The sequence below is a fragment of the Agromyces rhizosphaerae genome (assembly GCF_027925245.1).
In the GTDB taxonomy this organism is placed as follows: Bacteria; Actinomycetota; Actinomycetes; order Actinomycetales; family Microbacteriaceae; genus Agromyces; species Agromyces rhizosphaerae.
In genome coordinates this window covers 302,117-328,128 of sequence record NZ_BSDP01000001.1, presented here as the reverse complement: position 1 = coordinate 328,128, position 26,012 = coordinate 302,117, and the positions used below count along the sequence as shown (strand labels likewise).

Here is a 26,012-nt window from a genome sequence, read left to right as displayed (position 1 = left end):
TCCCGTGACCAGCGACACCACCACCGACCGGGCGGCGGAGCCCTCCAAGTCCGGCCCGTCCCTCTGGCGCGACCGCGCGTTCCTGCAGCTCTGGGCCGCGCAGACCGTCAGCCAGTTCGGGGCGCAGCTCGCGACCGTCGCGGTGCCCGTGCTCGCGATCGTCGTGCTCGGCGCGAGCGAGTTCGAGGTCGGCCTGCTGAACGCGGCCACGACCGCCGCGTTCCTCGTGGTCGGGCTGCCCGCCGGCGCCTGGATCGACCGGATGCGCAAGCGTCGCGTGATGATCGCGGCCGACCTGGTGCGCGCGCTCGCGCTCGCGACGATCCCGCTGCTCTGGGCGCTCGACCGGCTCGAGATGTGGCACGCCTACCTCGTCGCGCTCGTCATCGGCACGGCCACCGTGTTCTTCGACGTGTCGTACCAGTCGGTGATCCCGGTGCTGGTGCGCCGCACCCGCATCGGCGAGGCGAACGCGAAGCTCGAGGCCACCGCGCAGGTCGCGCGCATCGGCGGCCCCGCGATCGGCGGCGGGCTGCTGGCTATCGTCTCCGCGCCGTTCATGATCGCCGCCACGGCCGTCACCTACCTCGTGTCGTTCCTGTTCCTGCTCGGCATCCGCGACGACGAGACGCCGCGCGAGCGCACGCCCGGCGTCGGGCTCGTCGGCGAGATCCGCGAGGGGCTCTCGTTCGTCTGGCACCACCGGCTCATCCGGCGCATCACGCTGAACACGGCGCTCGCGAACCTGTTCGGCACCATCTCGATGACGCTGATGAGCCTGCTCGTGCTGCGGGAGCTCGGCCTCACGCCCGCGGTGCTCGGCCTCGTGCTCTCGATCGGTTCGGTCGGCGGCCTGCTCGGCGCGGTCGCCACGCCGTGGATCACCCGGCTCGTGGGGGAGGGCACGGTCATCCCGCTCTCGACGGTGCTGTTCGGCCTCTCGGCCTGCCTCGTGCCGCTCTCGGCCGCGCTGCCGGCGGTCGCGGTGCCGCTGCTCATCGTCGCCGAGTTCGGCTTCTCGTTCTCGGTGCTGGTCTACAACATCGCGCAGGTGAGCTTCCGCCAGCGGGTCACGCCGCACCACCTGCTCGGCCGCATGAACGCGTCGATCCGGTTCGTCGTGTGGGGCGTCATGCCGCTGTCGGCACTGCTCGCGGGCGCACTCGCCGAGGTGATCGGGGTCGTGCCGACCATGTGGGTCGGCGCCATCTGCCAGCTGCTCGCGGGCGCGGTCGTCGTGTTCTCTCCGTTCCTCGGCATGCGCACCCTGCCGGAGGCCGACGAGGAGTCGTAGCGTAGGAGCGTGGACTGGCTCGCGCTGCTCGACGGGAGCGGCTTCGAGTTCGCCCGCCAGGTGCTGCAGCGCGGCACCGCGGCGGTCGCGCTGGTCGCGTTCGTCTCGTCGTGGTCGCAGTTCCCCGCGCTCCTCGGCGAGCGGGGGCTGCTGCCCGTGCGCCGCTTCCTCGAGCTCGGCTACGCGCGCCGGCAGCCGACGATCTTCCGCTGGCGGTACAGCGATCGGATGCTCCGGGCCTGCTGCGCGCTCGGCGCGCTCGTCGCGGCCTCCCTGGTCGCCGGCCTCCCGCAGCTCGGGCCGCCGTGGGTGCCGCTGCTCGCGTTCGGCGTGCTGTGGGCGCTGTACCTCTCGATCGTGACCGTCGGCCAGACGTTCTACGGGTTCGGCTGGGAGAGCCTGCTGCTCGAGTCGCTGTTCGTGGTCGCGTTCCTCGGCTCGAACGAGGTCGCGCCGCCGATCCTCGTGCTCGGCTTCGTATGGTGGCTCGTGTTCCGCCTCGAGTTCGGCGCGGGCATGATCAAGTGGCGCGGCGGCCGCGAGTGGCGCGACCTCACGGCGCTGATGTACCACCACGAGACGCAGCCGATGCCGAACCCGCTCAGCCGCTGGGCGCACCTGCTGCCGGCGTGGTTCCACCGCTCGGAGGTCGTGGCCAACTTCATCGCCCAGCTCGGCGTGCCGTTCCTGCTGTTCGCGCCGCAGCCCGTGGCATCCGTCGCCGCCCTCGTGATCGTCGGCACACAGGCCTGGCTCGTGCTGACCGGCAACTTCGCGTGGCTGAACTGGCTGACGATGGTGCTCGCGTGCAGCGCGATCGGCGACGGGTTCCTGCACGCCGTCCTGCCCGCGTGGCCGGCCGAGGCCGCGTACGCGCCCACTCCCGTGTGGTTCCAGGCGCTCACGACGCTCGTGTTCGCCGGTCTCGTCGTGCTCAGCTGGCAGCCGCTGCGCAACCTCTTCGCCCGGCACCAGCTCATGAACGCGAGCTTCAACCGGTTCCACCTCGTGAACGCGTACGGCGCGTTCGGCACCGTCACGAAGCGCCGCGACGAGGTGGTCGTGGAGGGCACCGAGCAGGCCGATCCGGGCCCGGGCGACTGGGTCGCCTACGAGTTCCACGGCAAGCCCGGCGACCCGGCGCGCGTGCCCCGGCAGTTCGCGCCGTACCACCTCAGGCTCGACTGGCTGATGTGGTTCCTCGCGCTCGGCGCGCCCGACCACGGCTGGTTCCGCGCGTTCCTCGTGCGGCTGCTCGAGGCCGACCCGGCGACGCTGCGACTGCTCCGGGTCGACCCGTTCGAGGGGCGCCGCCCGGTCGCGGTGCGCGCGAAGGTCTACCGCTACCGCTTCGCCACGCGCCGGGAGCGGCGCGAGACGGGGCTGTGGTGGATGCGGGAGGATGCCGGTGTGCTGGTCGCTCCCATCGCCCTCGGGGCACGCCCGTGATCGACGCGAACGTCGTCGGCGCGGGCCCCAACGGGCTCGCCGCCGCGGTGACCCTCGCCGCCGCGGGACTGCGCGTGCGGCTCACCGAGCGGGGGGACGCCGTCGGCGGCGGCATGCGCACCCAGGAGCTCACCCTGCCCGGCTTCCGGCACGATGTCTGCTCCGCGGTGCACCCCGCAGCGCTCGCCTCGCCGTTCTTCCGCGCGTTCGGGCTCACCGATCGAGTGCCGTTCGTCGTGCCCGAGGCGTCGTACGCCCACCCGCTCGACGGTGCGACCGCCGGCATCGCGTGGCGTGACCTCGACCGCACCGCCCGCGAGCTCGGCCCCGACGGCGCGGCCTGGCGGGCGTTCTTCGCCCCGCTGGTGCGGCGCATCGACGGGGTCGTCGACTTCACCGGCTCGCAGCTGCTGCGCGTGCCCCGGCGCCCGGTCGCCGCGGCGCTCATGGGGCTGCGCGTGCTCGAGCAGGGCACCGCGGCGCGTGGGGCGCGCTTCAGCGGTCCGGTCGCGCCGGCGATGCTCGCCGGGACCGCCGCGCACGGAATCGGCCGGCATCCCTCGATCGCCACGGCCGGCCCGGGCGTGCTGCTCGGCGCGCACGCGCACGCCCGCGGCTGGGGCGTGCCCGTCGGTGGCTCGCAGGCGATCGCCGACGCGCTGGCCGCGGAGCTCGTCGCCCTCGGGGGCGAGATCGTCACGGGTCACGAGGTGCGCTCGCCGGGCGACCTCGAGCGCAGTCGCATCACGCTGCTCGACACCTCGGTCGAGCAGCTCGTCGCGATCGCCGGGCACCGGATGCCCGCCGGCTACCGGCGCGCGCTCGCGCGGTTCCGGCACGGCGACGCGGTCGCGAAGGTCGACTTCGCCCTCTCGGCGCCCGTGCCGTGGGCGGACCCGCGGGTCGCGGCCGCGCCGACCGTGCACGTGGGCGGCACCGCGGCCGAGATCGCCGCGAGCGAGCACGCCGTCGTGCGCGGGCGGGTGAGCGAGCGGCCGTACGTGCTCGTCGTGCAGCCGACCGTGGTCGACCCCTCACGGGCGCCGGAGGGCCGGCACACGCTCTGGGCGTACATCCACGTGCCCCGCGGGTCGCGGCTCGACGCGACCGAGCTGGTGTCCGCGCAGGTCGAGCGGTTCGCGCCGGGCTTCCGCGACACCGTGCTCGCGAGCGTCGCGACCGACGCCGTCGAGCTCGAGCGGCGCAACCCGAACGACGTCGGCGGCGACATCCTCGGCGGCGCGCTCACCCTGCCCCAGATGGTCAAGCGCCCGGTGGTCTCGCCGGTGCCGTGGCGCACCCCGGTGCGCGGGCTCTACCTGTGCTCGGCGTCGACGCCCCCGGGGCCGAGCGTGCAGGGCATGAACGGCTGGTACGCCGCCAGGCTCGCGCTGCGCGAGCACTTCGGGGTGCGGGCGGTGCCGTTCGACGGCACGATCGGGTACGGACTCTGAGCCCGCTGCCGTCCCGCCGCCGTCGCGATCAGAGCCGGCCCGCGGCCTTCAGTGCGAGGTAGCGGTCGGCGAGGGCGGGCGGCAGTTCGGCGGGCGCGGCCTGCACGACGTCGGCGCCGAGGCGCCGGATCGCCGCGGCCACCCGGTCGGCGTCACGGAGCGCGCGCTCGGCGGCGCCGGCGAGGTACGCGGCCTCCCGGTCGGTCCGGTCGCGCCGGTCGGCGTCGAGCGAGGGGTCGGTGACGGATGCCACGAGCACGGTGTGCGACGCGGTCAGCGTCGGCAGCACGCCGAGCATGCCCCGTGCCGCGGCGGGGGTGTCGATTCCGGTGCAGAGCACGACGAGCGCGCGCTGGCTCGTCACCTGCCGCACGAGCGCCGGCACGGCGCTCCAGTCGGTGTCGATCAGCCCGGCCTCGACGGGCGCGAGCGCGTCGACCATGCGCGACAGCAGCGTCGGCCCGGTGACCGACTGCACCCGGGCGCGCACCCGCCGGTCCCAGGCGACGAGGTCGACCCGGTCGCCGGCGCGGCTCGCGAGGGCCGCGAGGAGCAGGCTCGCCTCGATCGACGTGTCGAGCCGGGGCTCGTCGCCCACGCGCGCGGCCGCGGTGCGGCCGGTGTCGACGACGAGCACCACGCGGCGGTCGCGCTCGGGCCGCCAGGTGCGCACCATCAGGCGCTGCCCGCCGCCGGTCATGGCCGCGTCGCGCCGGGCGGTCGCCCGCCAGTCGATGGAGCGCACGTCGTCGCCGCGCACGTACTCGCGCAGCGAGTCGAACTCGGTGCCGGCGCCGCGCACCATGACCGGCGTGTTCCCCTCGAGCTCGCGCAGCCGGGCGACCCGCGAGGCGAGGTGCCGCCGGGAGCGGAACGGGGGCAGCACGCGGATCCGGCCCTCGGCGCTGAGCGTCGCCTGCCTGGCCCACAGCCCGAGCGGTCCCCACGAGCGCAGCGTGACCGACCGGGCCCTGCGCTCGCCGCGGCGGGTCGGCACGAACGCGAGCGGCACGGCGCGGCGCTCGCCCGGCGGCAGGACCACCCGCGCCCGATTCGCGCCGGCCAGCCCGGCCGACGGCTCCCAGCCGTCGCGCACGACGCCGCGGATGCGCCGCGCGCCGCGGTTGGTCACGAGCAGCCGCCCGGTCGCGTGCTCGCCGAGCCGCACGCGCGCCGGCGTCTCGCGTTCGAGCGCCACCTGCCGGGGGCTGCCCGCGAGGGCGAGGTCGACGAGCCCCGCGGTCACCGCGAGCCCGAGCCAGCCGGCGAGCACCGCCCACGCCGCCGCCGGGGTGCCGCCGAGCAGCACGAGCGGCACGACGCCGGTGGCGACGAGCAGCGCGAAGCGTCCGGACCAGGCCATGTCAGAGCGGCACCCGCACCTGCTGCACGACCGAGCCGAGGATCGCGTCGACGTCGACGCCCTCGAGCTCGGCCTCCGGGCGCAGCACCACGCGGTGGCGCCAGGTCGGCGGCAGCATGGCCTGCACGTGGTCGGGCGTGACCGCCGCGTCGCCGCGCAGCCACGCCCAGGCCTTCGACGCCGCCAGCAGCGCAGTCGCCCCGCGCGGGCTCGCGCCGAGCGCGACCGACGGGCTGCGGCGCGTGGCCTGGGCGAGGTCGACGACGTAGCCGAGCACCTCGTCGGTCACCGTCACGGCGGCGGCGGCCCCGCGCGCGGCCGCGAGGCCGTCGGCGTCGAGCACCGCCCGCACGCCTGCGGCCTCGAGGTCGCGCGGGTCGAACCCGTCGGCGTGCCGTCGGAGCACCTCGACCTCGGTCTCGCGCGGGGGCAGGTCGAGCACGAGCTTCAGCAGGAACCGGTCGAGCTGCGCCTCCGGCAGCGCGTACGTGCCCTCGTACTCCACCGGGTTCTGCGTCGCGGCGACGAGGAACGGGTCGGGCAGCGGCCGGGTCACGCCGTCGGTCGACACCTGGCGCTCCTCCATGGCCTCGAGCAGCGCCGACTGCGTCTTCGGGGGCGTGCGGTTGATCTCGTCGGCGAGCAGGATGTTCGTGAACACCGGGCCCTCGCGGAACTCGAACGCCGCGTCGCGCGGGTCGTACACGACCGACCCGGTCACGTCGCCCGGCATCAGGTCGGGCGTGAACTGGATGCGTCGGGTGTCGAGGTCGAGCGCGCGGCTGAGCGCGCGCACGAGCAGGGTCTTCGCGACGCCGGGCACGCCCTCGAGCAGCACGTGGCCGTGTGCGAGCAGCGCGATGATGAGCCCCGTGACGGCGCCGTCCTGGCCGACGACGGCACGGCCGACCTCGGTGCGCACGCGGCCGAGGCGCTCGCGGAGCTCGGCGTCCGATGCGGTCGGCGCGGCCGGGGCGGTGGGGCCGGTCGGGGTGGCGGGGTCGGTCATGGTCACCTGTTCCTGGGTCGGGCGGTCGGGTCGTCGGATGCACCGGGTGCGCGGACCGCGGCGGCGACGCGCTCCTCGAGGTCGTCGAGCTCGCGTGCGAGCCGCGTGAACTCCGCGTCGTCGGCGGGCGGCTCCCCGATGAGCAGGGCGCGGACGCGCGCGGGATCGATGCCGAGCAGCGCGGCCGCCGCGTCGGCGATGTCGCCCGCGGGCGCGTGCCCGGCGAGGCCCACGCGTGCCGCGGTGCGGCCGAGCGCGCCGATGCGCATCGCGTCGAGCGCGCGGCCGCGCGCGGCGCTGCGGGCGTACAGCCGTCCGCGGCCCTCGGTCGTCTCGCGGGCGCGCACGACCACGGGGAGCCGCTCGACGACGAGCGGACCGAACCGGCGGCCGCGCCAGACACCGGCGGCGACGGTGGTCGCGACGAGCAGCAGCAGCACCGGCGAGACCCACGGCGGGGTCAGCTCGGCGATGCCCGGCCGCGCGCCGTCCACGTCGCCCGGACCGGGCTGGTACCAGACGAGCCGGTCGCCTGCGCCGAGCAGGCCCAGCGCGAGCGCGGCGTTGCCCGCGTCGGTGACCGTGTCGTTGGCGAGGACCTCGGTTCCCGCGACGAGCACCACGTCGGGGTCGTCGCCGCCGGGGCCGACCGCGACGCGCACCGCGCCGGTCTCGTCCGGGAAGCACCCGCGCCAGCCGGCATCCGTCGCCTCGTCGTCGAGCGTGAGCACGGCGCCGGTGCCGCCGAGCGCGCCCGCGCGCACCGCGGCGCGCAGGTCGCAGCCCGGTGCATCCGTCGGGCCGGCCGAGACCCCGCCGAAGCGCACGCCGGGCGCCAGCGCCTCGAGCGCGGCGAACGTGGGGGCGACGACCACGAGTCGGTCCGCGGCGTCTGCGAGCTCGGCGACCCGCGCCGGCTCGAGCAGTCCGAGGTCGTCGACCAGCAGCACGGTGGCGCCCGCGGCGCGGGGCAGCGCCGCGGCGAGGGAGTCCGCCGGCGTGACCTGCACGCCCTGCTCCGCGAGCACCGAGGCGACCGCGGCACCGCCCGCGGGCGCGGCGCCGTCGACCGCGAGCGGCCGGCCGGTGCCGGCGCCCGCGCCCTGCAGCACCGCGACGCCGATCGCGGCGACCAGCACGAGTGCGCCGACGACGATCCAGCCGCGCCGGTCGGCGAGCGCGCGGCGCACCGTCGGCGTCTCGGCGGGTGCGACGTCGGAGGCGGGGGCGGGCGCGCTCACGTCGCGGCTCCGGCGGGTTCGGCGAGGCCGGCGGGCGTCGTGCGGGCGAGCTCGGCGTCGAGGTCGCGCACGCGCGCGTAGGCGGCGCCGTCGGAGTGGCCGCCGCCGTACCGCACTCGCTCGAAGTCGTCGGCCGCGTCGGCGAGCCGTCGCGAGAGCGACGGGAACGCGGGTGCCGCGCCGTCGGCGACGCCGTGCGCGGTCGTGCCGGGCAGCAGCGTCAGCACCGTGCGCTCGTCGAGGCCCCTGGCCAGCCCGCGGTACGCCTCGACCACCGCGGTGTCCCAGTCGCCCGCGGCCGCCGCGGCGGCGGCCGCCCGGCGCAGCCTCGCGGCGCTCCGCAGGTCGTCGTCGCCGAGGAGCGCCGCGCCCGACGAGCTCGTGCGGCGTCGCAGCCGCGGCACGCCGTACACGAGCAGCAGCGCCACGACGATCCCCGCGGCCACGACCGCGCCGATGAGCAGCAGGGTCGGCGCGGGAAGGCCTGCGCCGCCGGTGAACAGGTCCGCGAGCCACTGGCGCACCGCGTCGGCGGCGCGGTCGAACGCGGTCGGGCTCGCCGCGGCGTACTCGGGCGAGCGCAGCTCCTCCTCGAGCAGTCGCCGCGCCTCGTCGGCGTCGGGGTCCAGCGGCACGTCGAGGCGCATCGGGCCTCAGGCGGCGAACGGGTCGTCGACGGGCTGTCCGGCCTGGCGCAGCTCGACCACGCGCTGGAGCTCGAGGTCCAGTCCTTCGCGGCGCATCCGCAGGTCGAGGTAGAGCAGCGCCACCACGGCGGACTGCGCGACGGCCGCGACGGCGCCGACCACGATCGAGAGCCCGATGGCGACCACGTAGGTGACCACGATCACCCAGACGCCGGCGCCCGTGCCGGTCGGGTCGACCAGCACCGACGCGATGCCGCCGACGAAGCTGACCGGTTGCACGATGACCTGGGCGGCCACGTTCACGATCACGGCGACGAGCACCTCGACGCCGAAGACCCGCCAGAAGTGGCCGTCGGTGAGCCGCCAGGAGCGGGCCATCGCGCTGCCGAGGCCGCGGCCCTCGAGCACGATCGCGCTCGGGGTGAGCGAGAGCTTGGTGTACAGCCACGCCGCGACGACCGCGGCGCCCAGCCCGACGAGCACGGCGACGGCGACGCCCGCGAACACGAGCACGGGCTCGATCAGGGCGAACCCGAGCACGATCCCCACCAGCAGCACCACGACCACGGTCGCGGCGGCCGCCAGCAGCAGCACCCACCCGATCAGCGGCCAGATGCGGCGCGCCGTGCGCCGCCACACGGTCGCGAATCCCGCCTTCCCGCCGAGGGCGCCGGTCGCGACGTCGACGACCATGATCCCCTGCAGGAAGGCCGATCCGACCACCGAGACCGCGAGCGGCACGAGCATGAGCAGCAGCAGCCCCGCGACGGCGCCGCTCGCGATCGCGTCGACGTCGCCGGCCGACGCCCGCTCGAGGCGGTCGACGAGGCCGAACATGAACGGCAGCAGCAGCGCGGCCGACCCGAGGCTGACGACGGCCTGCACGAGCAGGCCGCTGCCGAAGGTGGGGCCGGGGTTGCGCCGGATGGTCTGGAACGGGGCGCCGAGCAGCGTGGCGAATCCGAGCGGGCGCAGCGGCACGAGGCCCGGGCGCGGCGGCGGAGTCCAGCCCGCGTCGGGGCCGGGCTGCCCGCCGGAGGGCGCCTGCGGGCCCGCGCCGGGATCCTGCGGGCCGGGGCCGGGGCCGTAGCCGGCCGGTGCGCCGGTGCCCGACGGGCCTCCGGGGCCGGTCGGCGGATGCCACGTCTGATCGGTCACCGGTGCCTCCTCACGCGTGCACCCATCGTGCCACGTCCGGCGTGGGCACGGCACGCCGTCGTCCACCGCGTGCGGCACCCGCCGGGATGCACGAGGAACCGCTCTCCCGCCGCTCGACTACGCTGGGGAACGCGCCGTGATCGCTGCCGGCGCACGGACGAACGGGAACGGGACGGATGAGCGCACGCGTACTCGTGGTCGACGACGACCAGGCACTGGCCGAGATGATCGGCATCGTGCTGCGGACGGAGGGCTTCGAGCCGTTCTTCTGCGCCGACGGCACGTCGGCCCTCGACGAGTTCCGCCAGGTCAGGCCCGACCTCGTGCTGCTCGACCTGATGCTGCCCGGCGTCGACGGCATCGAGGTCTGCTCGCGCATCCGCGCCGAGTCCGGGACCCCGATCATCATGCTCACCGCGAAGTCCGACACGGCCGATGTCGTGAAGGGACTCGAGTCGGGCGCCGACGACTACATGGTCAAGCCGTTCAACCCGAAGGAGCTGATCGCGCGCATCCGCACCCGGCTCCGCCCCGTCGGCGACGGCGAGGCCGACCTGCTGCGCGTCGGCGACCTGACCGTCGACGCCGCCGCGCACGAGGTGCGCCGCGGCGACGAGCTCATCGCGCTCACCCCGCTCGAGTTCGACCTGCTGCTCACGCTCGCGTCGAAGCCGCAGCAGGTCTTCACCCGCGAGATGCTGCTCGAGCAGGTGTGGGGCTACCACTACAAGGCCGACACCCGGCTCGTGAACGTGCACGTGCAGCGCCTGCGCGCGAAGGTCGAGTTCGACCCCGACAACCCCAGCATCGTGATGACGGTGCGCGGGGTCGGGTACCGGGCCGGGGCCACCGTCTAGGGCACCGTGCGCGGCGACGGCGAGCTGCTCCCGATCACCTGGCGCTCGTGGCGGAGCTGGCCCGGGCAGTTCGCCGCGCTGTTCCGCCGTTCGCTCCAGTTCCGCACGGTCCTCATCACGATCACCCTCTCGGGGCTCGCGATCCTCGTGATCGGGCTCTACATCTCGTTCAGCATCGCGTCGAACCTGTTCCAGACCCGGCTCGACCAGGTGCTCGACGCCTCGACCAACGCCGAGTCCGCCGCGCAGGCCGTGCTCGACTCGTCGGACGCCACCGACCGGGCCGCGCTCCAGAGCGTGCTGCGGTCGGCCATCGAGCGCGCGAGCGTGACGGCGTCGAGCCCGCTGGTGGCGGTCTACCGCGCGCCGGACCAGGAGGTCTCCGAGGTCGCGCCGCAGGACCAGGGCACGAACCAGCTCACCAACGCCATCACCGACCAGCTGCGCGCCACCGTGCAGGAGAACCCGGGCAGCCAGTTCTGGCAGTCGGTCGAGTTCGTCGAGCTCGACGGCTCCGCGGTGCCGGGCGTGGTCGTGGGCACCGACGTCGAGATCCCCACCGCCGGCCGGTACGAGCTGTACATCGGCTACAACCTCGCCGATGCCGACGCGACGCTCGCGTTCATGCAGTTCACGGGCGTCGTCGGCGCGGTCGCCCTGCTCGTGCTCCTCGCGGTGATCACCCTCCTCGTCGTGCGCTGGGTGATCGAGCCGATCCAGGCCGTGTCGGCGACCAGTCGCCGGTTCGCGGGCGGCGACCTGGCCGTCCGCATGCCGATCAAGGGCGAGGACGAGCTCGCGACGCTCTCCGAGTCGTTCAACGGCATGGCCGACAGCCTCCAGCAGCGCATCCACGAGCTCGCCGAGCTGTCGGTCATGCAGCAGCGCTTCGTCTCCGACGTCTCGCACGAGCTGCGCACGCCGCTCACCACCATCCGGCTGGCGGGCGACGTGCTCTACCAGCAGCGGGAGGACTTCCGGCAGGCGACCTCGCGCACGGTCGAGCTGCTGCACACCCAGACCGAGCGCTTCGAGACGCTGCTGTCCGACCTGCTCGAGATCAGCCGGTACGACGCCGGGTCGGTCGAGCTCGAGTCGGAGCCGACGAACCTGGTGCACCTCGCGACGGATGCCGTCGACGGCATGCGCTCGCTCGCCGAGGAGCGCGGCTCGGACATGCGCGTGGTCGCGCCGGGCGGCCACCTCGACGCCGAGGTCGACCCCCGCCGCATCCGCAGGGTCGTGCGCAACCTGCTCGGCAACGCCATCGAGCACGGCGAGGGCAGGCCGATCGTCGTCTCCGTCGACAGCGACGAGCGCGCGGTCGCGCTCGCCGTGCGCGACTACGGCATGGGCATGACCGCGGAGGACGCCGACCGCGTCTTCGACCGGTTCTGGCGCGCCGATCCGAGCCGCAAGCGCTCGATCGGCGGCACCGGGCTCGGGCTGGCGATATCGCTCGAGGACGCGCACGTGCACGGCGGCTGGCTCGAGGTGTGGTCCGAGCCGGGCCAGGGCTCGTGCTTCCGGCTCACCCTGCCCCGCCGGGCGGGGGACGTCGTCGCGTCCTCCCCGCTGCACCTGCCGCCCGACGACGCGGAGGGCGTCGACCCCGAGGTGGCCCGCCTGGTCGACTCGGTCGGCTCGACCGGCCCCGTGCCCACCGCCGAGGACGGGCTCGAGCGGACGGAGGCCGACCATGCGTAGTCCGATGCGGCAGGCGGCATCCGTCGCCCTGCTCGCCGTGCTCGTGCTCGCGGGCTGCGCGAGCATCCCCACCTCCGGCGGCGTGAACGCCGGCCAGGTCGCCACCGGCGAGGACACCGTCGAGGTCGACGTGGTCGCCTCGGGCCCGGTCGCCGGCAGCTCGCCCGAGCAGGTCGTGCGCGGGTTCGTCGACGCCGCGGCCAGCCCGCGCAACAACTACCAGACCGCGCGGCTGTTCCTCACCCCCGACTTCGCCGAGGAGTGGACCCCCGACGCCGGCGCGACCGTCGACCGCATCGCCTCCCGGCAGTACGTGGAGCTCGACGAGAACAGCTGGCGCATCCAGGCCGAGCCCGTCGCGGGCCTCGCCGAGAACGGCGAGTACGACGACACCGTCTCCGCCTCGCGCGTCACGCTGGACTACGAGCTCACCCAGGTCGCGGGGGAGTGGCGCATCTCGCGGGCGCCGCAGGGCGTGCTGGTCGACGACGCGATCTTCGACATCGCGTTCGCCCAGTACCCGCTGTACTTCTACGACCCCACCGGCACCTACCTCGTGCCCGACGTGCGCTGGTTCGCCCGGCGCGAGTCGACCCAGACGAGCATCGTGCGCGAGCTCCTGCGGGGGCCCGCCGAGTGGCTGGCCCCGGGCGTGGCGAGTGCGATCCCCGACGGGCTTCGACTCGACCCCGGTGCGGTGCCGGTCGAGTCGCGGATCGCCGAGATCGCCCTCACCGGCGACGTGACCGACGACCTGCGCACCCTGCAGCTCATGGAGCTGCAGTTCCAGGAGAGCCTCGGCACCGTGCGCGGCATCGAGGACGTGCGCCTGCGCATCAACGGCGCCGACGACGAGATCCCCGACCTCGCGCTCTCGGTGCCCGTGCTGAACCCGCGCGTCGACCCGCGCACGGTCGTGTTCCGCGACGGCGAGTTCGGGTACCTGTCGACGTCGGCCCAGCAGGTCACGCGCATCGACGGCGTCTCCGCCGCCGTGGAGGAGCTGGAGCCGCGGGACGCCGCGGTCGGCCCGGACGGCGAGACGGTCGCCGTGCTCGCCGCATCGGGCGCGTGGGTCGTGCGCGCCGGCGAGGACCCCGAGCGCGTGGACGACCGCGCCGGCCTCGTGACCCCGGCGATCGACGGGTACGGCATCGTCTGGACGGCGACGGACCGGCGGGCCGACCGGATCGCCTGGCACGCGCCCGACGGCTCGCAGGGCATCGTCTCGACGCCGTGGCCGGAGGCCTCGGGCATCGCCGCGCTGTCGGTCTCGCGCGACGGCACCCGCCTGCTCGTGCTGATCCAGTCGGACGAGGGCACCCAGCTCGAGGTCGCGTCGATCGCGCGCGCCGCCGAACTCGACCTGCCCGACGCGCTCGGCGGCCGGCTGCCGCTCACCGCCGTCGACGGCACGGCGCGCGACGTCGCGTGGCTCGGCCCGAGCACGGTCGCCTCGATCACCACCGCGCCCGACGGCGACACCGTCGTGATCACGCAGGACGTCGGCGGCACCAGCACGACCCGCATCGGTCCGGACGACGGCCTCGAGATCGTGGGCGGCAACACCGTGCGCGAGGCGCGCATCCTGACGGGGGAGGGCGACCTCGTCCAGCAGAGCGGCGTGGCCTGGCAGGTGCGCTCCACGGGAATCGACTTCGTCGCCTCGCAGCAGGGCTGAACCGCCCTCCACAGCCGTGCGTGCCGAAGCGCGGTCGGGCGGATGCCCGTGAGCCGGTGCCGCGCCCGGAGCCGCCGGCGACGATCGGTGCATGACGCCCGCCGCGCGCGCACTCCCGACGCCGCTCCTCGACGCGCTGCGCGACGCGGCCGCCGTGCTGCTCCCGGTGCGGTGCGCGGGGTGCGGGGCGGGCGGCCGCCCGGTGTGCGCCGCGTGCGCGGGGGCGCTGCGGCCGGAGCCCGTCGAGGACGCACGCGGCGACCTGCGCTTCACCGCGGCGCTCGAGTACGACGGCGTCGTCCGCGCGGTCCTCGGGGCGTACAAGGACGGCGGGCGCACCGACGCGGCGGCCGCGCTGGCACCCGCGCTCGGTGCGGCGGTGGCAGCGGTGGCGGCGCTCGCCCGCGCCGCCGCGCCGGGGCCCGCGCCGCGCCCCGTGCTCGTCGTCGTGCCGTCGTCGGCACGTGCCCGGCGCGAGCGCGGCTACCACCCCGTCGGGCTGCTGCTGCGCCACTCGGGCCTGCGCGCGGAGCGCCTGCTGGCGCGCACCGGCGCGCGTGCCGACCAGGCCGGCCTCGGCCTCGAGGAGCGCGCGCGGAACGCGGCGGGCGCGCTCCGGGCGCTCCCGCGGGCCCGCGGGCGCGCCGTCGTCCTCGTCGACGACATCGTCACGACGGGGGCCACCGCACGGGAGGCGGTGCGCGCCCTGGAGGCCGGCGGTGCGCGCGTGACGGGCGTCGCCGCGCTCGCGCGGACCCCTCGGCGCACGGCGTCCCGGCACGGGCATCCGCATCGTCTCGGGGCCATAGCCGACCCCGATGATCCACGCACGGAACGTTCGGGAAAGATTCCGTGACTTTGCCGAGGCGCCGGGTTAACGTGAGAGCAAGGCGTGGAGTTCTCGCCCTTCCCCGGGCGGCACGCCGGATCTGGGAGGTCGTCATGGAACTGCACATCGTCGGACGCAACTTGGGTATCACCGACCGTTTCCGCGACTACGCCGCCGAGAAGGCCGAGAAGGTCGAGCACCTGGCGGACCGCGCCCTGGCCCTCGACATCAAGGTCAGCCGGCACCACGAGACCAACGGGAACAGCGGGCCCGACCGGGTGGAGCTCACCCTGATCGGGAAGGGACCCGTCGTCCGGGCCGAAGCAGACGGCCAGGACAAGTACGCTGCGTTCGACGTCGCCCTGGGGCGCCTCATGGAGCGCGTCCGCAGGGCGAAGGACCGCCGGAAGGTCCATCGCGGGCAGCACCGCCCGAAGTCGCTGCGCGAGGCCAGCACCGACGGCTTCCTCGGCCACGGCGTCCAGCCGGCCGACGCGGCCGTGCTCGAGCGCGTCCGTGACGGCGGCGCGCCCGTCGAGGAGGCCGCCGCACCCGAGGAGGTCGAGGACGAGTACTGCCCGGTGGTCATCCGGCGCAAGGTGTTCGCCTCGACGCCCATGACCGTCGACGACGCCCTCTACTTCATGGAGCTCGTCGGCCACGACTTCTACCTGTTCATCGACTCGGAGAACGGCCGCCCGAGCGTCGTGTACCGGCGGAAGGGCTGGGACTACGGGCTCATCGGCCTCGACGAGCAGGCCGACGCCGCGAGCCCCGAGGGCCTCGAGGAGCAGCTCGTCCAAGCGGGCGCGGCGCGCGGCTGACGCGTGCGGGGCGGCGGCCCGACGGACCGCCGCCCCGCGGCAGCGCCGCATCCGTCCACGGCCGCGCCGGGCACTCAGCCCGCTCGCCGATACCATTGCTATGATCGACCGCTGCGGGCCGACGCGACCTTGATCGCGCCCCGCGAGCGGCGCGGATCACGCGCCGTACGACGAGTGGAGAGCATCCGTGGCCTCAATTCTGGAAAGGGTTCTTCGCGTCGGCGAAGGACGCACGCTCAAGCGACTGGAGCACTACGCGAAGGCGGTCAACGCCCTCGAGGAGGACTTCAGCTCCCTGAGCGACGAGGAACTGAAGCACGAGACGGTCGAGCTGCGCGAGCGCTACCTCGGCGGCGAGTCGCTCGACGACCTGCTCCCGGAGGCGTTCGCGGCGATCCGCGAGGCCGCCAAGCGCACGCTGGGCATGCGCCCCTACGACGTGCAGCTCATGGGCGGCGCGGCGCTGCACCTCGGCAACATCGCCGAGATGAAGACCGGTGAGGGCAAGACGCTCGTCGCGACGACGGCCGCGTACCTCAACGCGCTCGCGGGCCGCGGCGTGCACATCATCACCGTCAACGACTTCCTCGCGAGCTACCAGTCCGAGCTCATGGGCCGCGTGTTCCGCGCGCTCGGCATGACGACCGGATGCATCGTGGCCGGCCAGAACCCCACGGAGCGGCGCGAGCAGTACCAGGCCGACATCACGTACGGCACCAACAACGAGTTCGGCTTCGACTACCTGCGCGACAACATGGCGTGGCAGTCCTCCGACATGGTGCAGCGCGGCCACTTCTTCGCGATCGTCGACGAGGTCGACTCGATCCTCATCGACGAGGCGCGCACGCCGCTCATCATCTCGGGCCCGGCCTCGGGCGAGGCGAACCGCTGGTTCGGCGAGTTCGCGCGCCTCGCGCAGCGCCTGGTGCCGGGCGAGGACTTCGAGGTCGACGAGAAGAAGCGCACCGTCGGCGTGCTCGAGCCGGGCATCGAGAAGGTCGAGGACTACCTCGGCATCGACAACCTGTACGAGTCGGCGAACACGCCGCTGATCTCGTTCCTCAACAACGCGATCAAGGCCGCGGCGCTGTTCAAGCGCGACAAGGACTACGTCGTCATGAACGGCGAGGTGCTCATCGTCGACGAGCACACCGGACGCATCCTGGTCGGCCGCCGCTACAACGAGGGCATCCACCAGGCGATCGAGGCGAAGGAGGGCGTGCAGGTCAAGGCCGAGAACCAGACCCTCGCCACCGTCACGCTGCAGAACTACTTCCGGCTCTACGGCAAGCTCGCCGGCATGACCGGTACCGCCGAGACCGAGGCCGCCGAGTTCATGTCGACCTACAAGCTCGGCGTCGTCGCCATTCCGACGAACAAGCCGATGGTGCGCATCGACCAGCCCGACCTCGTCTACAAGAACGAGGAGGCGAAGTTCGCCCAGGTCGTCGAGGACATCGTCGAGCGCCACCGGAACGGCCAGCCCGTGCTCGTCGGCACCACCAGCGTCGAGAAGAGCGAGTACCTCTCGCGCCTGCTGGCGAAGAAGGGCGTGCGGCACGAGGTGCTGAACGCGAAGAACCACGCGCGCGAGGCCGCGATCATCGCCCAGGCCGGCCGGCTCGGCGCGGTCACCGTGGCGACGAACATGGCCGGTCGCGGCACCGACATCATGCTCGGCGGCAACGCCGAGTTCCTCGCGGTGCAGGAGATGCACGAGAAGGGCCTGAGCCCCGCCGAGACGCCCGACGAGTACGAGGCCGAGTGGGACGGCGTCTTCGACCGCGTCAAGGCCACCGTCGCGACCGAGGCCGAGAAGGTGCTCGCGGCCGGAGGGCTCTACGTGCTCGGCACCGAGCGCCACGAGTCGCGCCGCATCGACAACCAGCTGCGCGGCCGCTCGGGCCGCCAGGGCGACCCGGGCGAGAGCCGGTTCTACCTGTCGCTGACCGACGACCTGATGCGCCTGTTCAACTCGGGCGCCGCCGAGAGCCTCATGTCGCGCGGCGTGCCCGACGACGTCGCGATCGAGTCCAAGGTCGTGACCCGCGCCATCCGTTCGGCCCAGTCGCAGGTCGAGACGCGCAACGCGGAGATCCGCAAGAACGTGCTGAAGTACGACGACGTGCTGAACCGCCAGCGCGAGGCGATCTACGGCGACCGCCGGCACATCCTGCAGGGCGACGACCTGCACGAGCGCACGCAGCACTTCCTCGAGGACGTCATCGACGAGGTGCTCGACCAGCACATCGGCGAGGGCAACCCCGACGAGTGGGACTTCGACGCGCTCTGGGCCGAGCTCAAGACGCTCTACCCGATCGGCATCACGATCGACGAGGTCGTCGCCGAGGCCGGCGAGAAGGGCCGCATCAACCGCGAGTTCGTGCGCAGCGAGATCCTCTCCGACGCGAAGCTCGCCTACGGGCGCCGCGAGGAGCAGCTCGGGTCGCCGGCGATGCGCGAGCTCGAGCGCCGCGTGGTGCTCTCGGTCATCGACCGGCGCTGGCGCGACCACCTCTACGAGATGGACTACCTCAAGGACGGCATCGGCCTGCGCGCCATGGCGCAGCGCGACCCGCTCGTGGAGTACCAGCGCGAGGGCTACGCGATGTTCCAGCAGATGATGGGCTCGATCCGCGAGGAGTCGGTGGGCTTCCTGTTCAACCTCGAGGTCGAGGTCAACCCGGCGGGTGCCGCAGGCCCGACCATCGCGGCCCGTGGCCTGACGCGCCAGCAGGCACCGGAGGAGAAGCTCAGCTACTCCGCGCCGAGCGACTCCGGCGGCGTGGAGGTGCGCAACCAGCGCGGCCAGGTGCAGCAGGCGGCCACGCAGCGCGCCCGTCGCGCGGTCGCCGCGCAGCAGTCGCAGTCGATGCCGCGGCCGACCGGCCAGGAGGTCGCGCGCGGGGCGTTCGGCCAGCCCACGTCGGCGGAGCAGTCGCCGGCGCAGGCGCCGCAGAACCGGGCGCAGCGCCGGGCGCAGGAGCGTCGCGGGCGCTAAAGGCCCGGCAACCGGGGCGCGCCGGCGCGTGATCGCGACCGGCGCGTCGGAGGTCGTGCAGTCGTGATGACGGCCGCGCGTGCCCGCCGCCACGAGCGTGCGGGCGCGTTCAGGACCGGTCGCGGCCCGCGACCGTGAACTGCGAGCAGGTCAGAGGACGCTGATGGCGCTCGCGCGCCAGCGTGCGTCGAGCCCCTCGAGCCGGATCGCGACGGCGCGCGAGCGTGCCTTGCTGTGCACCATCACCACCGCCTCGATCACGCCGTCGCGCGGCTCGCACTGGTGGATGCGCCCGATGCTGAACGCGGGTCGCGAGGGGGCCTGCCCCTTGACGCGACGCGCGCGGGCACCGAGCACGACGCGCTTCAGCAGGTGCCGGTACACGTCGTCGTTCACCCACCTGGCCATCTGCTCGAGTTCTCTCGCCCCCGCGAGCACCTCGATCACGCAGCGGGTCAGGTTGGTGAGCAGCGGCTCCGGATCTGGAAGCTCGCTGCGCACCGACGGCTGCCGTGCGAAGAAATCGTCATCGAATGCGGTGCCGGAACCCCTGATGGCCCCCCTCGGTCCGACATCCCTCCTAACTGCTGCGGTCATGTCTGCTCCACATGGGACGCGTCGCCACCCGGCGGCGGGAGGCGACGTGACGGCCCCCGTCACCGGGGGCCGAGTCGGTCATTGCTGAGCAAATTACGTGCGTGTCATGCACGGTGTCAATAAGGAACCCTCATTGTGGATAAATCGTTTCCGCACTGTAACCGGACGGTAGGTTTCGCCCATGTCGAGCGATGGATTCCTCGACGATCTGGAGGCCGAGCTCGCTGATCCGGGTCGTGCGGCCGACCGCGAGCTGTGGGCCGAGGAGGAGCGGCTGCGGATCGCCCGACTGGGCCTCCGCGAGCGCATCGTCGCCATGGCCGGGACCGACGACGACGGCGACGGCGTGCGCCTCGACCTCCGCGACGGCTCGAGCCTCGTGCTCGCCGTCGAGCTCTCCGGCCGCGACTGGGTGTCGGGATCGGCGGCCACCGCCGACGGCGGACGGCCGTCGCCGTGCCTCGTTCCGCTGCACGCCGTCGGCGCCGTGGTGCCATCGCGCCCGCAGCTGGCCTCGAGCCTCGCAGCGGCCGCGCCGGGCGGAGTGGGCGAGCGCATCGGCATCGGCGCGGTGCTGCGGGACCTCTGCCGCAGGCGGGCTCCGGTCACCGTGTCGTGCGACGGCTACCGGGCCCACGGCACGATCGACCGGGTGGGGCGCGACCACCTCGACTTGGCGATGCACGAACCCGGGGTCGCGCGCCGCGACGGGGAGGTGCGGCAGGTCAGGGTCATCCCGTTCGCGACCGTCATGCTCGTGCGCTGGTGACGCCCGTGCGCGCGTTCGGCCTCAGCCGCGGTGCGGCTCGCGGACGACCCGGCCGCCCGAGAGCTCGGGGATGTTCGCGAAGTCCGACTGCAGCCACAGGTTCAGGCGCCTGGCCTCCTCGTACTTCGCCTCGATGTACGACTCGAGCACGTCCCGCTCGACGCGCCAGACGCCCACGCTCGAGATGCGGATCGCCGGGAGCTCGCCCGATCGGACCAGGTCGGAGGCCTCGGAGAGCGAGATCCGGAGGATCTCCGCGACATCGCCGAGCGTGAGGAAACGCCCGACGGGTTCCGCACCCGAGCTGGTCATGTGTCGATTATGGCGGGAGCCTCTCGAAGCGTGTTCTCGTGTGGATAACTTCACGGCGACCTCACATGTTCGTATCACGATGGGTGCGCCCCGCCGGGGCACATGGACGAGAGGCGGGGCGATGGACGGTTCTGACGCGGCATCCGCGGGTCGTCGGGCGCGTCGCGCGCCCGATGCGCGACTGGTCGTGGGGGTCGTGCTCGTGCTCGCGTCGGTCGTCGGCACCTGGCTGCTGGTGGACTCGCTCGACCGCACGATCCGCGTCTACGCGGCCCCGGTCACGCTCGTCCCCGGCGAGACCGTGCGCCTCGACGAGTTCGACGTCGTCGACGTGCGGCTCGGGGCGAGCGAGGCGCTCTACCTCGCCGCGTCCGGCGATCCGGGCGAGCGCATCGTGCTCCGGACCGTGCGGGAGGGCGAGCTGGTGCCGGCCGCGGCGCTCGGCGACGCATCCGCCGATGCCCTCGCGACCGTCGTGATCAGCCCGGCGGGGGAGCTCCCCACCGCCCTCGGCGCGGGCAGCGTGGTCGACCTCTGGTCGGCCGAGGCGGTGGATCGCGGCGCGTGGGGGCCGCCGTCGGTGCTGGTGCCCCGCGCGGTCGTGCAGGCGATCGCGCGGGACGACGCCGGCGTGGGCGGGCTCGACCGCACGCCGTCGGTCGAACTCGCCGTGCCGCGCGACGCGGTGCCGGCCGTGCTCGCGGCGATCGCGGCGGGCGACGCGATGCACCTGGTCGGCGCACGCGCGGGCGGGGCGGGCTGAGATGGCGCGCATCGCCCTGGTGCTGGGGCACGAGCTCGAGGACCGCATCCTTGCCGATGTCGTCGAGCACGGCCACGTCGTGGTCGCGCGGCTGGTGAGCGCGCGCGAGCTCGTCGGCTCGCTCGACGCGCTCGCGCCCGAGGTCGTGCTCGTGGGCGCCGGGCGCGCGACGCTCGGACGCGAGCTCCTCGCGGCGTGCGACCAGCGCGGGGTCCGGGTGGTCGCCCTCGCGGCGAACGACCTCGAGCACCACCACGCGCGTCACGTCGGCCTGCTGGAGGTCGCCGACGCCGGCGCCGACTGGTCCGCGATCGAGGCGCTCGTCGAGGGTGCGGTCATGCCGGGCGACGCCCCGCGCGCCGCCGATGCGAAGCGGGGCACGGTGCTCGCCGTGTGGGGGCCGACCGGCGCCCCCGGTCGCACCACGGTGGCGATCAACCTCGCGGCGTCGTTCGTGCAGGCGGGACGCTCGGTCGTGCTCGTCGACGCCGACGCCTACGGCGGTGCGGTGGCCCCGCAGCTCGGGCTGCTCGACGCCGCGCCGGGCTTCGCGGCCGCGTGCCGCCTCGCGGGTTCGGATGCGCTCGACCGGGCGGAGCTCGACCGCCTCGCCCAGCGGCACACCGCCCCGGGCGGGTCGTTCCGCGTGCTCACGGGGCTCGCCGGAACCCGGCGCTGGCCCGAGCTGGCCGCCGACCGGGTCGCGGGCGTGCTGGACGCCCTCCGCGGCTGGGCCGACCTCGTGGTCGTCGACACCGGCTTCTGCCTCGAGCGCGACGAGGAGCTCTCCACGGACGTCTTCGCGCCGCGCCGCAACGCCGCGACCGTCGCCGCCGTCGAGGTGGCGGAGCGCACGGTCGCGGTCGGCCAGGCCGACACGGTCGGCCTCGCGCGGTTCGTGCGCGGCTACGCCGACCTGCTCGAGTTCACGGATGCCTCCCGGGTGCATCCGGTCGTGAACCGGGTGCGCGCGTCGGTGCTCGGCCTCGATCCGGGCGGCCAGGCGCGGCACGCGCTCCAGCGGCTCGCGGGCATCACCGACGCGACGCTGCTGCCCGACGACCGGCGCGCGACGGACGCCGCGCTCCTCGTCGCGCGACCGCTGGTCGAGGCGGCGCCGAGGTCGCCCCTGGCACTGGGCGTCCGCGGGCTCGCGGAGCGGCTCGCGCCCGGCGGCGCGGGCGCGGCGCCCCGCCGCGTCCGCCGCCTCCTCGCCCGCGCGTAGCCGGCGCCGACCGGCCGCGCGCGCCCCGCGAAGTACGCTGGGACTCGTGTCGACGCTCAGTGATCTCGTTCTCGCCCAGGGCCGCAGCAGCAAGGAGGACCTCGACTGGCTGCACATGCTCGTGGGCGACCTGCAACTCCTGGCGGACCTCGCGTTCGCCGACATCGTGCTCTGGGCACCCGGCGCCGACGCCCCGTTCGTGGCCGTCGCGCACGCCAGGCCCTCGGGCGCGGCAACCCTCTTCTACCGCGACTTCGTGGGCCAGCCGCTCAAGGAGGACTGGCGGGACCTCGTCACCCGTGCGGCCGACACGGGCGAGATCGTCGACTCGTCCGCGCTCGACTGGTACGAGGAGATGCCCACGCGAATGCGCGCGGTCCCGGTCAAGCGCCGGCTGCAGACGACCGGCCCCGAGGTCTCCGAGCACCCGATCGCGGTGCTCACGCGGCACTCGAACCTGAGCCAGTCGCGCACGCCGAGCCGGCAGGAGCTGACCTTCAACGACTGCGCGGACGAGCTGTTCGCGATGATCGCGTCGGGCGACTTCCCCGACCTCGGCGCGCCGTCCGGGCCCCGTCGCGGCGCACCCCGGGCATCCGACGGCCTGATCAGGCTCGACATGGACGGCGTCACGACCTTCGCGAGCCCCAACGCGCTGTCGGCCTTCTACCGCATGGGCTTCGCCGAGGAGCTCGAGTCGGAGTCGCTGGCCGAGGTGACCACGCGCCTGCTCGCGGGCCGCCTCGAGGTCGACGAGTCGCTGCCCCTCGTCGTGACCGGCCGCGCACCGTGGCGCACCGACATCGAGTCGAAGGGCGTGACCGTGACGCTCCGCGCCATCCCGATCCGCCATCGCGGCGAACGGGTGGGCGCGATCGTGCTCTGCCGCGACGTCACCGAGATGCGGCACCAGGAGCAGGAGCTCATCACCAAGGACGCGACGATCCGCGAGATCCACCACCGGGTGAAGAACAACCTGCAGACGGTCGCGTCGCTGCTGCGCATCCAGGCGCGACGAACCCACTCCGACGAGGCGCGCTCCGCGCTGACCCAGGCGATGCGCCGGGTCGGCGCGATCGCCGTGGTGCACGACACGCTGTCCGAGGGGCTCAGCCAGAACGTCGACTTCGACCAGGTCTTCGATCGCACGCTGCTGCTGGTCGCCGAGGTCGCGGCCGCGCACAACACCACCGCGCACCCGAAGCGCACGGGCACCTTCGGGGTGCTGCCGAGCGCCTACGCGACGCCGCTCGCCCTCGCACTCACCGAGCTGGTGACGAACGCCGTCGAGCACGGGCTCGACGGCCAGGAGGGCGACGTCGAGATCACCGCCGAGCGCACGCCCGACACGCTGACGGTGGAGGTCCGCGACACGGGGTCGGGCCTGCCCGAGGGGAAGGTGGGCGAGGGGCTCGGCACGCAGATCGTGCGCACCCTCATCCAGGGCGAGCTCGGCGGGACCATCGACTGGCACACCGTGGTCGGCACGGGTACCGAGGTCACGATCTCGGTGCCGATGCGCTGGATCACCCAGGCATGACGACGCCCGCCGCGTTCGACGCGGCGGGCGTGGGTCGTGGCGCGTGGGCGCCGGGTCAGGAGGCGCGGCGGGCGCGGGCGGCGCGGCGCTTGAGGGCGCGACGCTCGTCCTCGCTGAGGCCGCCCCAGACGCCCGAGTCCTGACCGGTCTCGAGCGCGTACTGCAGGCAGAGCTCGGTGACGGTGCAGCGACCGCAGACGGCCTTCGCCTTCTCGATCTGGTCGATCGCGGGACCGGTGTTGCCGACCGGGAAGAAGAGTTCGGGGTCTGCGGTCAGGCAGGCGGCCTTGTCGCGCCAATCCATGGGGGTGCTCCTTGCGTGTGTGCGTGCGCAGCAACTCGCGTGGGACGCGGCCGTGTCGGCGGTACTGCATTTGGGGGAAGGGCCGAGTCGCAGGAAGTAGGATCGAATGCGACCGGCTCACGTCCCTGTGAGCGTCAACTCGGCCCTGTAAATGCTCGCATAGTGTGTGACGCAGATCAATAGTCGTGCATGGGATAACGCTGTGAATACTGAAGAGGACTCGGGGTCCGGGAACGCGGTCGCGCCGACGCCGATGGTGCGCGTCGCGCTGGTCGTGCTGACCGTGCTGCTGTTCGCCGAGGCCGCCCTCATGGTCGGCGTGACGGCGTGGCTGGTGATGGAGCTGCTCGTCGACGAGCCGTCCTCGCTCGCCAGCGGGCTCGCGCTGACCGCGGTGTCGGCCGTCGGCGCGACCTGGGTGGTCGCGGTCGCGGTCGCCGCGGCGCGTCGCGCGCCGTGGGCGCGGGGCGGTGCGATCACCTGGCAGCTGCTGCAGCTCGCCGTCGCGGTGGGCGCGTTCCAGGGGCTGTTCGCCCGCCCCGACGTGGGGTGGGCCCTGCTGGCTCCCGCGATCACCGTGATCGTGCTGCTGCTGCTGCCGCCCGTGTCGGCGTGCTTCGCGCGGCCGGTGGTGGGCGCCGAGGACTGAGCCCGGCGCGCCGGTGCCGTCTCGGCGCCGGGAGGCTAGGCCGCGTCGACGCCGAGCTCGCGGCGCACGCGCGCCACGTGGCCGGTCGCCTTGACGTTGTACATCGCCTTCTCGATGCGGCCCTCGGGGTCGATCACGAAGGTCGAGCGGATCGAGCCCGTGACCGTGCGCCCGTAGTTCTGCTTCTCGCCCCATGCGCCGTACGCCTGCTGCACCTCGAGGCCGGTGTCGCTGAGCAGCGGGAAGGTGAGGCCGTCGCGGTCGGCGAACTCGCGGAGCGCGGCGACCGGGTCCTTGGAGACGCCGACGACGCGCACGCCGGCCGCGGCCAGCGACGCGAGGCTGTCGCGGAAGTCGCACGCCTCGGTCGTGCACCCGGGCGTCATGGCCGCGGGGTAGAAGTAGAGCACGACTCGCTCGCCGCGCAGGCCGGACAGCGAGACGGGGTTGCCGTCCTGGTCGTCGAGGGTGAAGTCGGGCGCGGGATCGCCGGGGGCGAGTCGGACGGCGTCGGTCATGCGTCCATCGTAGGCGAGCCGGGCGCGGGAGCCGGCGCGCTCTGGACCACCGGGTGCTCGATCGAGAAGCGCGCCGCCTCGGGGCGGTAGCGCTCGTCGGCGAACTCCACGGCGACGCCGCGGTCGTCGCGCACGACGCGCCGTTCGCGGAGGATGGGCGACCCGGTCTCGACCCCGAGGGTCTCGGCCTCGAGCCCGCTGGCGGCCACGGCGTCGATGAGGTGCCGCGCCGTGACCAGGCGCACGCCCGCGGCGATCAGCCGGTCGTGCACCGAGCCCTGGTCGAGGTCCGCGTGGAGCAGGGTCCGGCCCGCCTCGACGGGGAAGCACGAGCGCTCCAGCATCGCGGGGCGCTCGTCGAGCGAGCGCACCCGGGTGACCGCGACGACGGGGGTCTCCACCGGGAGGTCGAGCATGCGGGCCTCGGACTCCTGCGCGGGGCGCCGCACGACCTCGAGCGTGCGCTGGCCGGGCACCTGTCCGATCGACTCGGCCCACCGCGAGAACGGCACGAAGGTCTCGAACGCGCGCACCGGCACCGAGCTGCGGACCACGGGCGGCCTGCCGCGCCCGCCGGCCACGATGCCGTCCGCGCGGAGCCCGGCGAGCACCCGGCGCAGCTGCCCGCGCCCGGCGTCGAGCGTCGCGCACAGCTCCGACTCGCTGGGCAGCCGGCTGCCGACCTCCCAGGTGCCGCGACGGATGCCCCGGAGCAGTGCCGTGCGCACCCGCGCGTCATCCGCCTGCTCGTCGACCACGCTGCGACGGTATCGACGCCGGGCGAACGGACGCCGACTCAGGCTGAACGCCCGGTGAACGGC

Annotated in this window: 24 protein-coding genes; 14 read left to right on the top strand and 10 right to left on the bottom strand. The window is 74.2% G+C overall.

Annotation, left to right across the window (positions count from 1 at the left end; all coding sequences use genetic code 11):
- Nucleotides 1-4: 4 nt before the first annotated feature.
- Genes QMG39_RS01550 through QMG39_RS01540 form a run of 3 tightly spaced genes read left to right on the top strand, consistent with a single transcriptional unit; the run spans nt 5 to nt 4,197 of the window.
- Nucleotides 5-1,294 carry an MFS transporter gene (locus QMG39_RS01550; RefSeq protein WP_281882064.1) on the top strand — a complete coding sequence of 430 codons (1,290 nt, stop codon included), beginning with the start codon at nt 5-7 and terminating at the stop codon, nt 1,292-1,294.
- Between the two features lie 9 nt (nt 1,295-1,303).
- Complete coding sequence (locus QMG39_RS01545; RefSeq protein ID WP_281882063.1) at nt 1,304-2,743, top strand: lipase maturation factor family protein; 1,440 nt, start codon at nt 1,304-1,306, stop codon at nt 2,741-2,743.
- Nucleotides 2,740-4,197, top strand: coding sequence for a phytoene desaturase family protein (locus QMG39_RS01540; RefSeq protein WP_281882062.1), 1,458 nt, complete (start codon nt 2,740-2,742; stop codon nt 4,195-4,197). Before QMG39_RS01545 ends, QMG39_RS01540 begins: the two co-directional genes overlap by 4 nt.
- 28 nt (nt 4,198-4,225) lie before the next feature.
- On the opposite strand, the gene QMG39_RS01535 is transcribed toward QMG39_RS01540, so the two are convergent.
- From QMG39_RS01535 to QMG39_RS01515, 5 genes are read right to left on the bottom strand one after another with little or no spacing between them, the layout of a single operon-like run.
- Complete coding sequence (locus QMG39_RS01535; RefSeq protein ID WP_281882061.1) at nt 4,226-5,560, bottom strand: DUF58 domain-containing protein; 1,335 nt, start codon at nt 5,558-5,560, stop codon at nt 4,226-4,228.
- A gap of 1 nt (nt 5,561) precedes the next feature.
- Nucleotides 5,562-6,569 carry an AAA family ATPase gene (locus QMG39_RS01530; protein ID WP_281882060.1) on the bottom strand — a complete coding sequence of 336 codons (1,008 nt, stop codon included), beginning with the start codon at nt 6,567-6,569 and terminating at the stop codon, nt 5,562-5,564.
- Nucleotides 6,570-6,571: 2 nt separating this feature from the next.
- Entirely contained in the window at nt 6,572-7,810 is a 1,239-nt protein-coding gene (locus QMG39_RS01525; RefSeq protein WP_281882059.1) for a DUF4350 domain-containing protein, read from the bottom strand.
- Nucleotides 7,807-8,457 carry a DUF4129 domain-containing protein gene (locus QMG39_RS01520; protein ID WP_281882058.1) on the bottom strand — a complete coding sequence of 217 codons (651 nt, stop codon included), beginning with the start codon at nt 8,455-8,457 and terminating at the stop codon, nt 7,807-7,809. The genes QMG39_RS01525 and QMG39_RS01520 overlap by 4 nt, the downstream gene beginning before the upstream one ends.
- A 6-nt stretch (nt 8,458-8,463) precedes the next feature.
- Nucleotides 8,464-9,615, bottom strand: a complete 1,152-nt coding sequence (locus QMG39_RS01515) for a DUF7847 domain-containing protein (RefSeq protein ID WP_281882057.1) — start codon at nt 9,613-9,615, stop codon at nt 8,464-8,466.
- Between the two features lie 176 nt (nt 9,616-9,791).
- Between QMG39_RS01515 and mtrA the strand changes: the two genes are divergently transcribed.
- From mtrA to secA, 6 genes are all read left to right on the top strand, one after another.
- Nucleotides 9,792-10,472, top strand: coding sequence for an MtrAB system response regulator MtrA (gene mtrA, locus QMG39_RS01510; protein ID WP_281882056.1), 681 nt, complete (start codon nt 9,792-9,794; stop codon nt 10,470-10,472).
- Nucleotides 10,473-10,478: 6 nt separating this feature from the next.
- Nucleotides 10,479-12,179, top strand: coding sequence for an MtrAB system histidine kinase MtrB (gene mtrB, locus QMG39_RS01505; RefSeq protein ID WP_281882055.1), 1,701 nt, complete (start codon nt 10,479-10,481; stop codon nt 12,177-12,179).
- On the top strand, nt 12,172-13,860 hold the full coding sequence (locus tag QMG39_RS01500; RefSeq protein ID WP_281882054.1) for an LpqB family beta-propeller domain-containing protein: 1,689 nt from the start codon (nt 12,172-12,174) through the stop codon (nt 13,858-13,860). Before mtrB ends, QMG39_RS01500 begins: the two co-directional genes overlap by 8 nt.
- 91 nt (nt 13,861-13,951) lie before the next feature.
- Nucleotides 13,952-14,716, top strand: a complete 765-nt coding sequence (locus QMG39_RS01495) for a ComF family protein (protein ID WP_281882053.1) — start codon at nt 13,952-13,954, stop codon at nt 14,714-14,716.
- Between the two features lie 86 nt (nt 14,717-14,802).
- Nucleotides 14,803-15,513, top strand: coding sequence for a ribosome hibernation-promoting factor, HPF/YfiA family (hpf, locus tag QMG39_RS01490; RefSeq protein WP_281882052.1), 711 nt, complete (start codon nt 14,803-14,805; stop codon nt 15,511-15,513).
- Between the two features lie 187 nt (nt 15,514-15,700).
- Entirely contained in the window at nt 15,701-18,514 is a 2,814-nt protein-coding gene (secA, locus tag QMG39_RS01485; RefSeq protein ID WP_281882051.1) for a preprotein translocase subunit SecA, read from the top strand.
- Nucleotides 18,515-18,664: 150 nt separating this feature from the next.
- Here the strand turns inward: secA and QMG39_RS01480 are convergent, their stop codons facing one another.
- A complete protein-coding gene (locus tag QMG39_RS01480) occupies nt 18,665-19,015 on the bottom strand; it encodes an Rv3235 family protein (protein ID WP_281882050.1) in 351 nt (116 codons plus the stop codon).
- Between the two features lie 277 nt (nt 19,016-19,292).
- On the opposite strand from QMG39_RS01480, the gene QMG39_RS01475 reads away from it, so the two are divergent.
- Complete coding sequence (locus tag QMG39_RS01475; RefSeq protein WP_281882049.1) at nt 19,293-19,880, top strand: hypothetical protein; 588 nt, start codon at nt 19,293-19,295, stop codon at nt 19,878-19,880.
- A 21-nt stretch (nt 19,881-19,901) separates the two neighbouring features.
- On the opposite strand, the gene QMG39_RS01470 is transcribed toward QMG39_RS01475, so the two are convergent.
- On the bottom strand, nt 19,902-20,192 hold the full coding sequence (locus tag QMG39_RS01470) for a helix-turn-helix domain-containing protein (RefSeq protein ID WP_281882048.1): 291 nt from the start codon (nt 20,190-20,192) through the stop codon (nt 19,902-19,904).
- Nucleotides 20,193-20,313: 121 nt separating this feature from the next.
- Here QMG39_RS01470 and QMG39_RS01465 point away from each other — a divergent pair, with 121 nt between their 5' ends.
- Genes QMG39_RS01465 through QMG39_RS01455 form a run of 3 tightly spaced genes read left to right on the top strand, consistent with a single transcriptional unit; the run spans nt 20,314 to nt 23,720 of the window.
- Nucleotides 20,314-20,955 (top strand): hypothetical protein, encoded by a 642-nt coding sequence (locus QMG39_RS01465; RefSeq protein WP_281882047.1) that lies wholly within the window; start codon nt 20,314-20,316, stop codon nt 20,953-20,955.
- 1 nt (nt 20,956) lies between these two features.
- Nucleotides 20,957-22,180 (top strand): CpaE/TadZ family protein, encoded by a 1,224-nt coding sequence (locus tag QMG39_RS01460; protein ID WP_281882046.1) that lies wholly within the window; start codon nt 20,957-20,959, stop codon nt 22,178-22,180.
- A gap of 46 nt (nt 22,181-22,226) precedes the next feature.
- Nucleotides 22,227-23,720, top strand: a complete 1,494-nt coding sequence (locus QMG39_RS01455; RefSeq protein ID WP_281882045.1) for a sensor histidine kinase — start codon at nt 22,227-22,229, stop codon at nt 23,718-23,720.
- A gap of 55 nt (nt 23,721-23,775) precedes the next feature.
- Here the strand turns inward: QMG39_RS01455 and QMG39_RS01450 are convergent, their stop codons facing one another.
- Nucleotides 23,776-24,024, bottom strand: a complete 249-nt coding sequence (locus QMG39_RS01450; protein WP_281882044.1) for a WhiB family transcriptional regulator — start codon at nt 24,022-24,024, stop codon at nt 23,776-23,778.
- Nucleotides 24,025-24,226: 202 nt separating this feature from the next.
- Between QMG39_RS01450 and QMG39_RS01445 the strand changes: the two genes are divergently transcribed.
- Nucleotides 24,227-24,673 carry a hypothetical protein gene (locus QMG39_RS01445; RefSeq protein ID WP_281882043.1) on the top strand — a complete coding sequence of 149 codons (447 nt, stop codon included), beginning with the start codon at nt 24,227-24,229 and terminating at the stop codon, nt 24,671-24,673.
- 35 nt (nt 24,674-24,708) lie between these two features.
- Here the strand turns inward: QMG39_RS01445 and bcp are convergent, their stop codons facing one another.
- A complete protein-coding gene (gene bcp, locus QMG39_RS01440; protein WP_281882042.1) occupies nt 24,709-25,191 on the bottom strand; it encodes a thioredoxin-dependent thiol peroxidase in 483 nt (160 codons plus the stop codon).
- Nucleotides 25,188-25,949, bottom strand: coding sequence for a GntR family transcriptional regulator (locus QMG39_RS01435; protein WP_281882041.1), 762 nt, complete (start codon nt 25,947-25,949; stop codon nt 25,188-25,190). Before QMG39_RS01435 ends, bcp begins: the two co-directional genes overlap by 4 nt.
- Nucleotides 25,950-26,012: the final 63 nt, after the last annotated feature.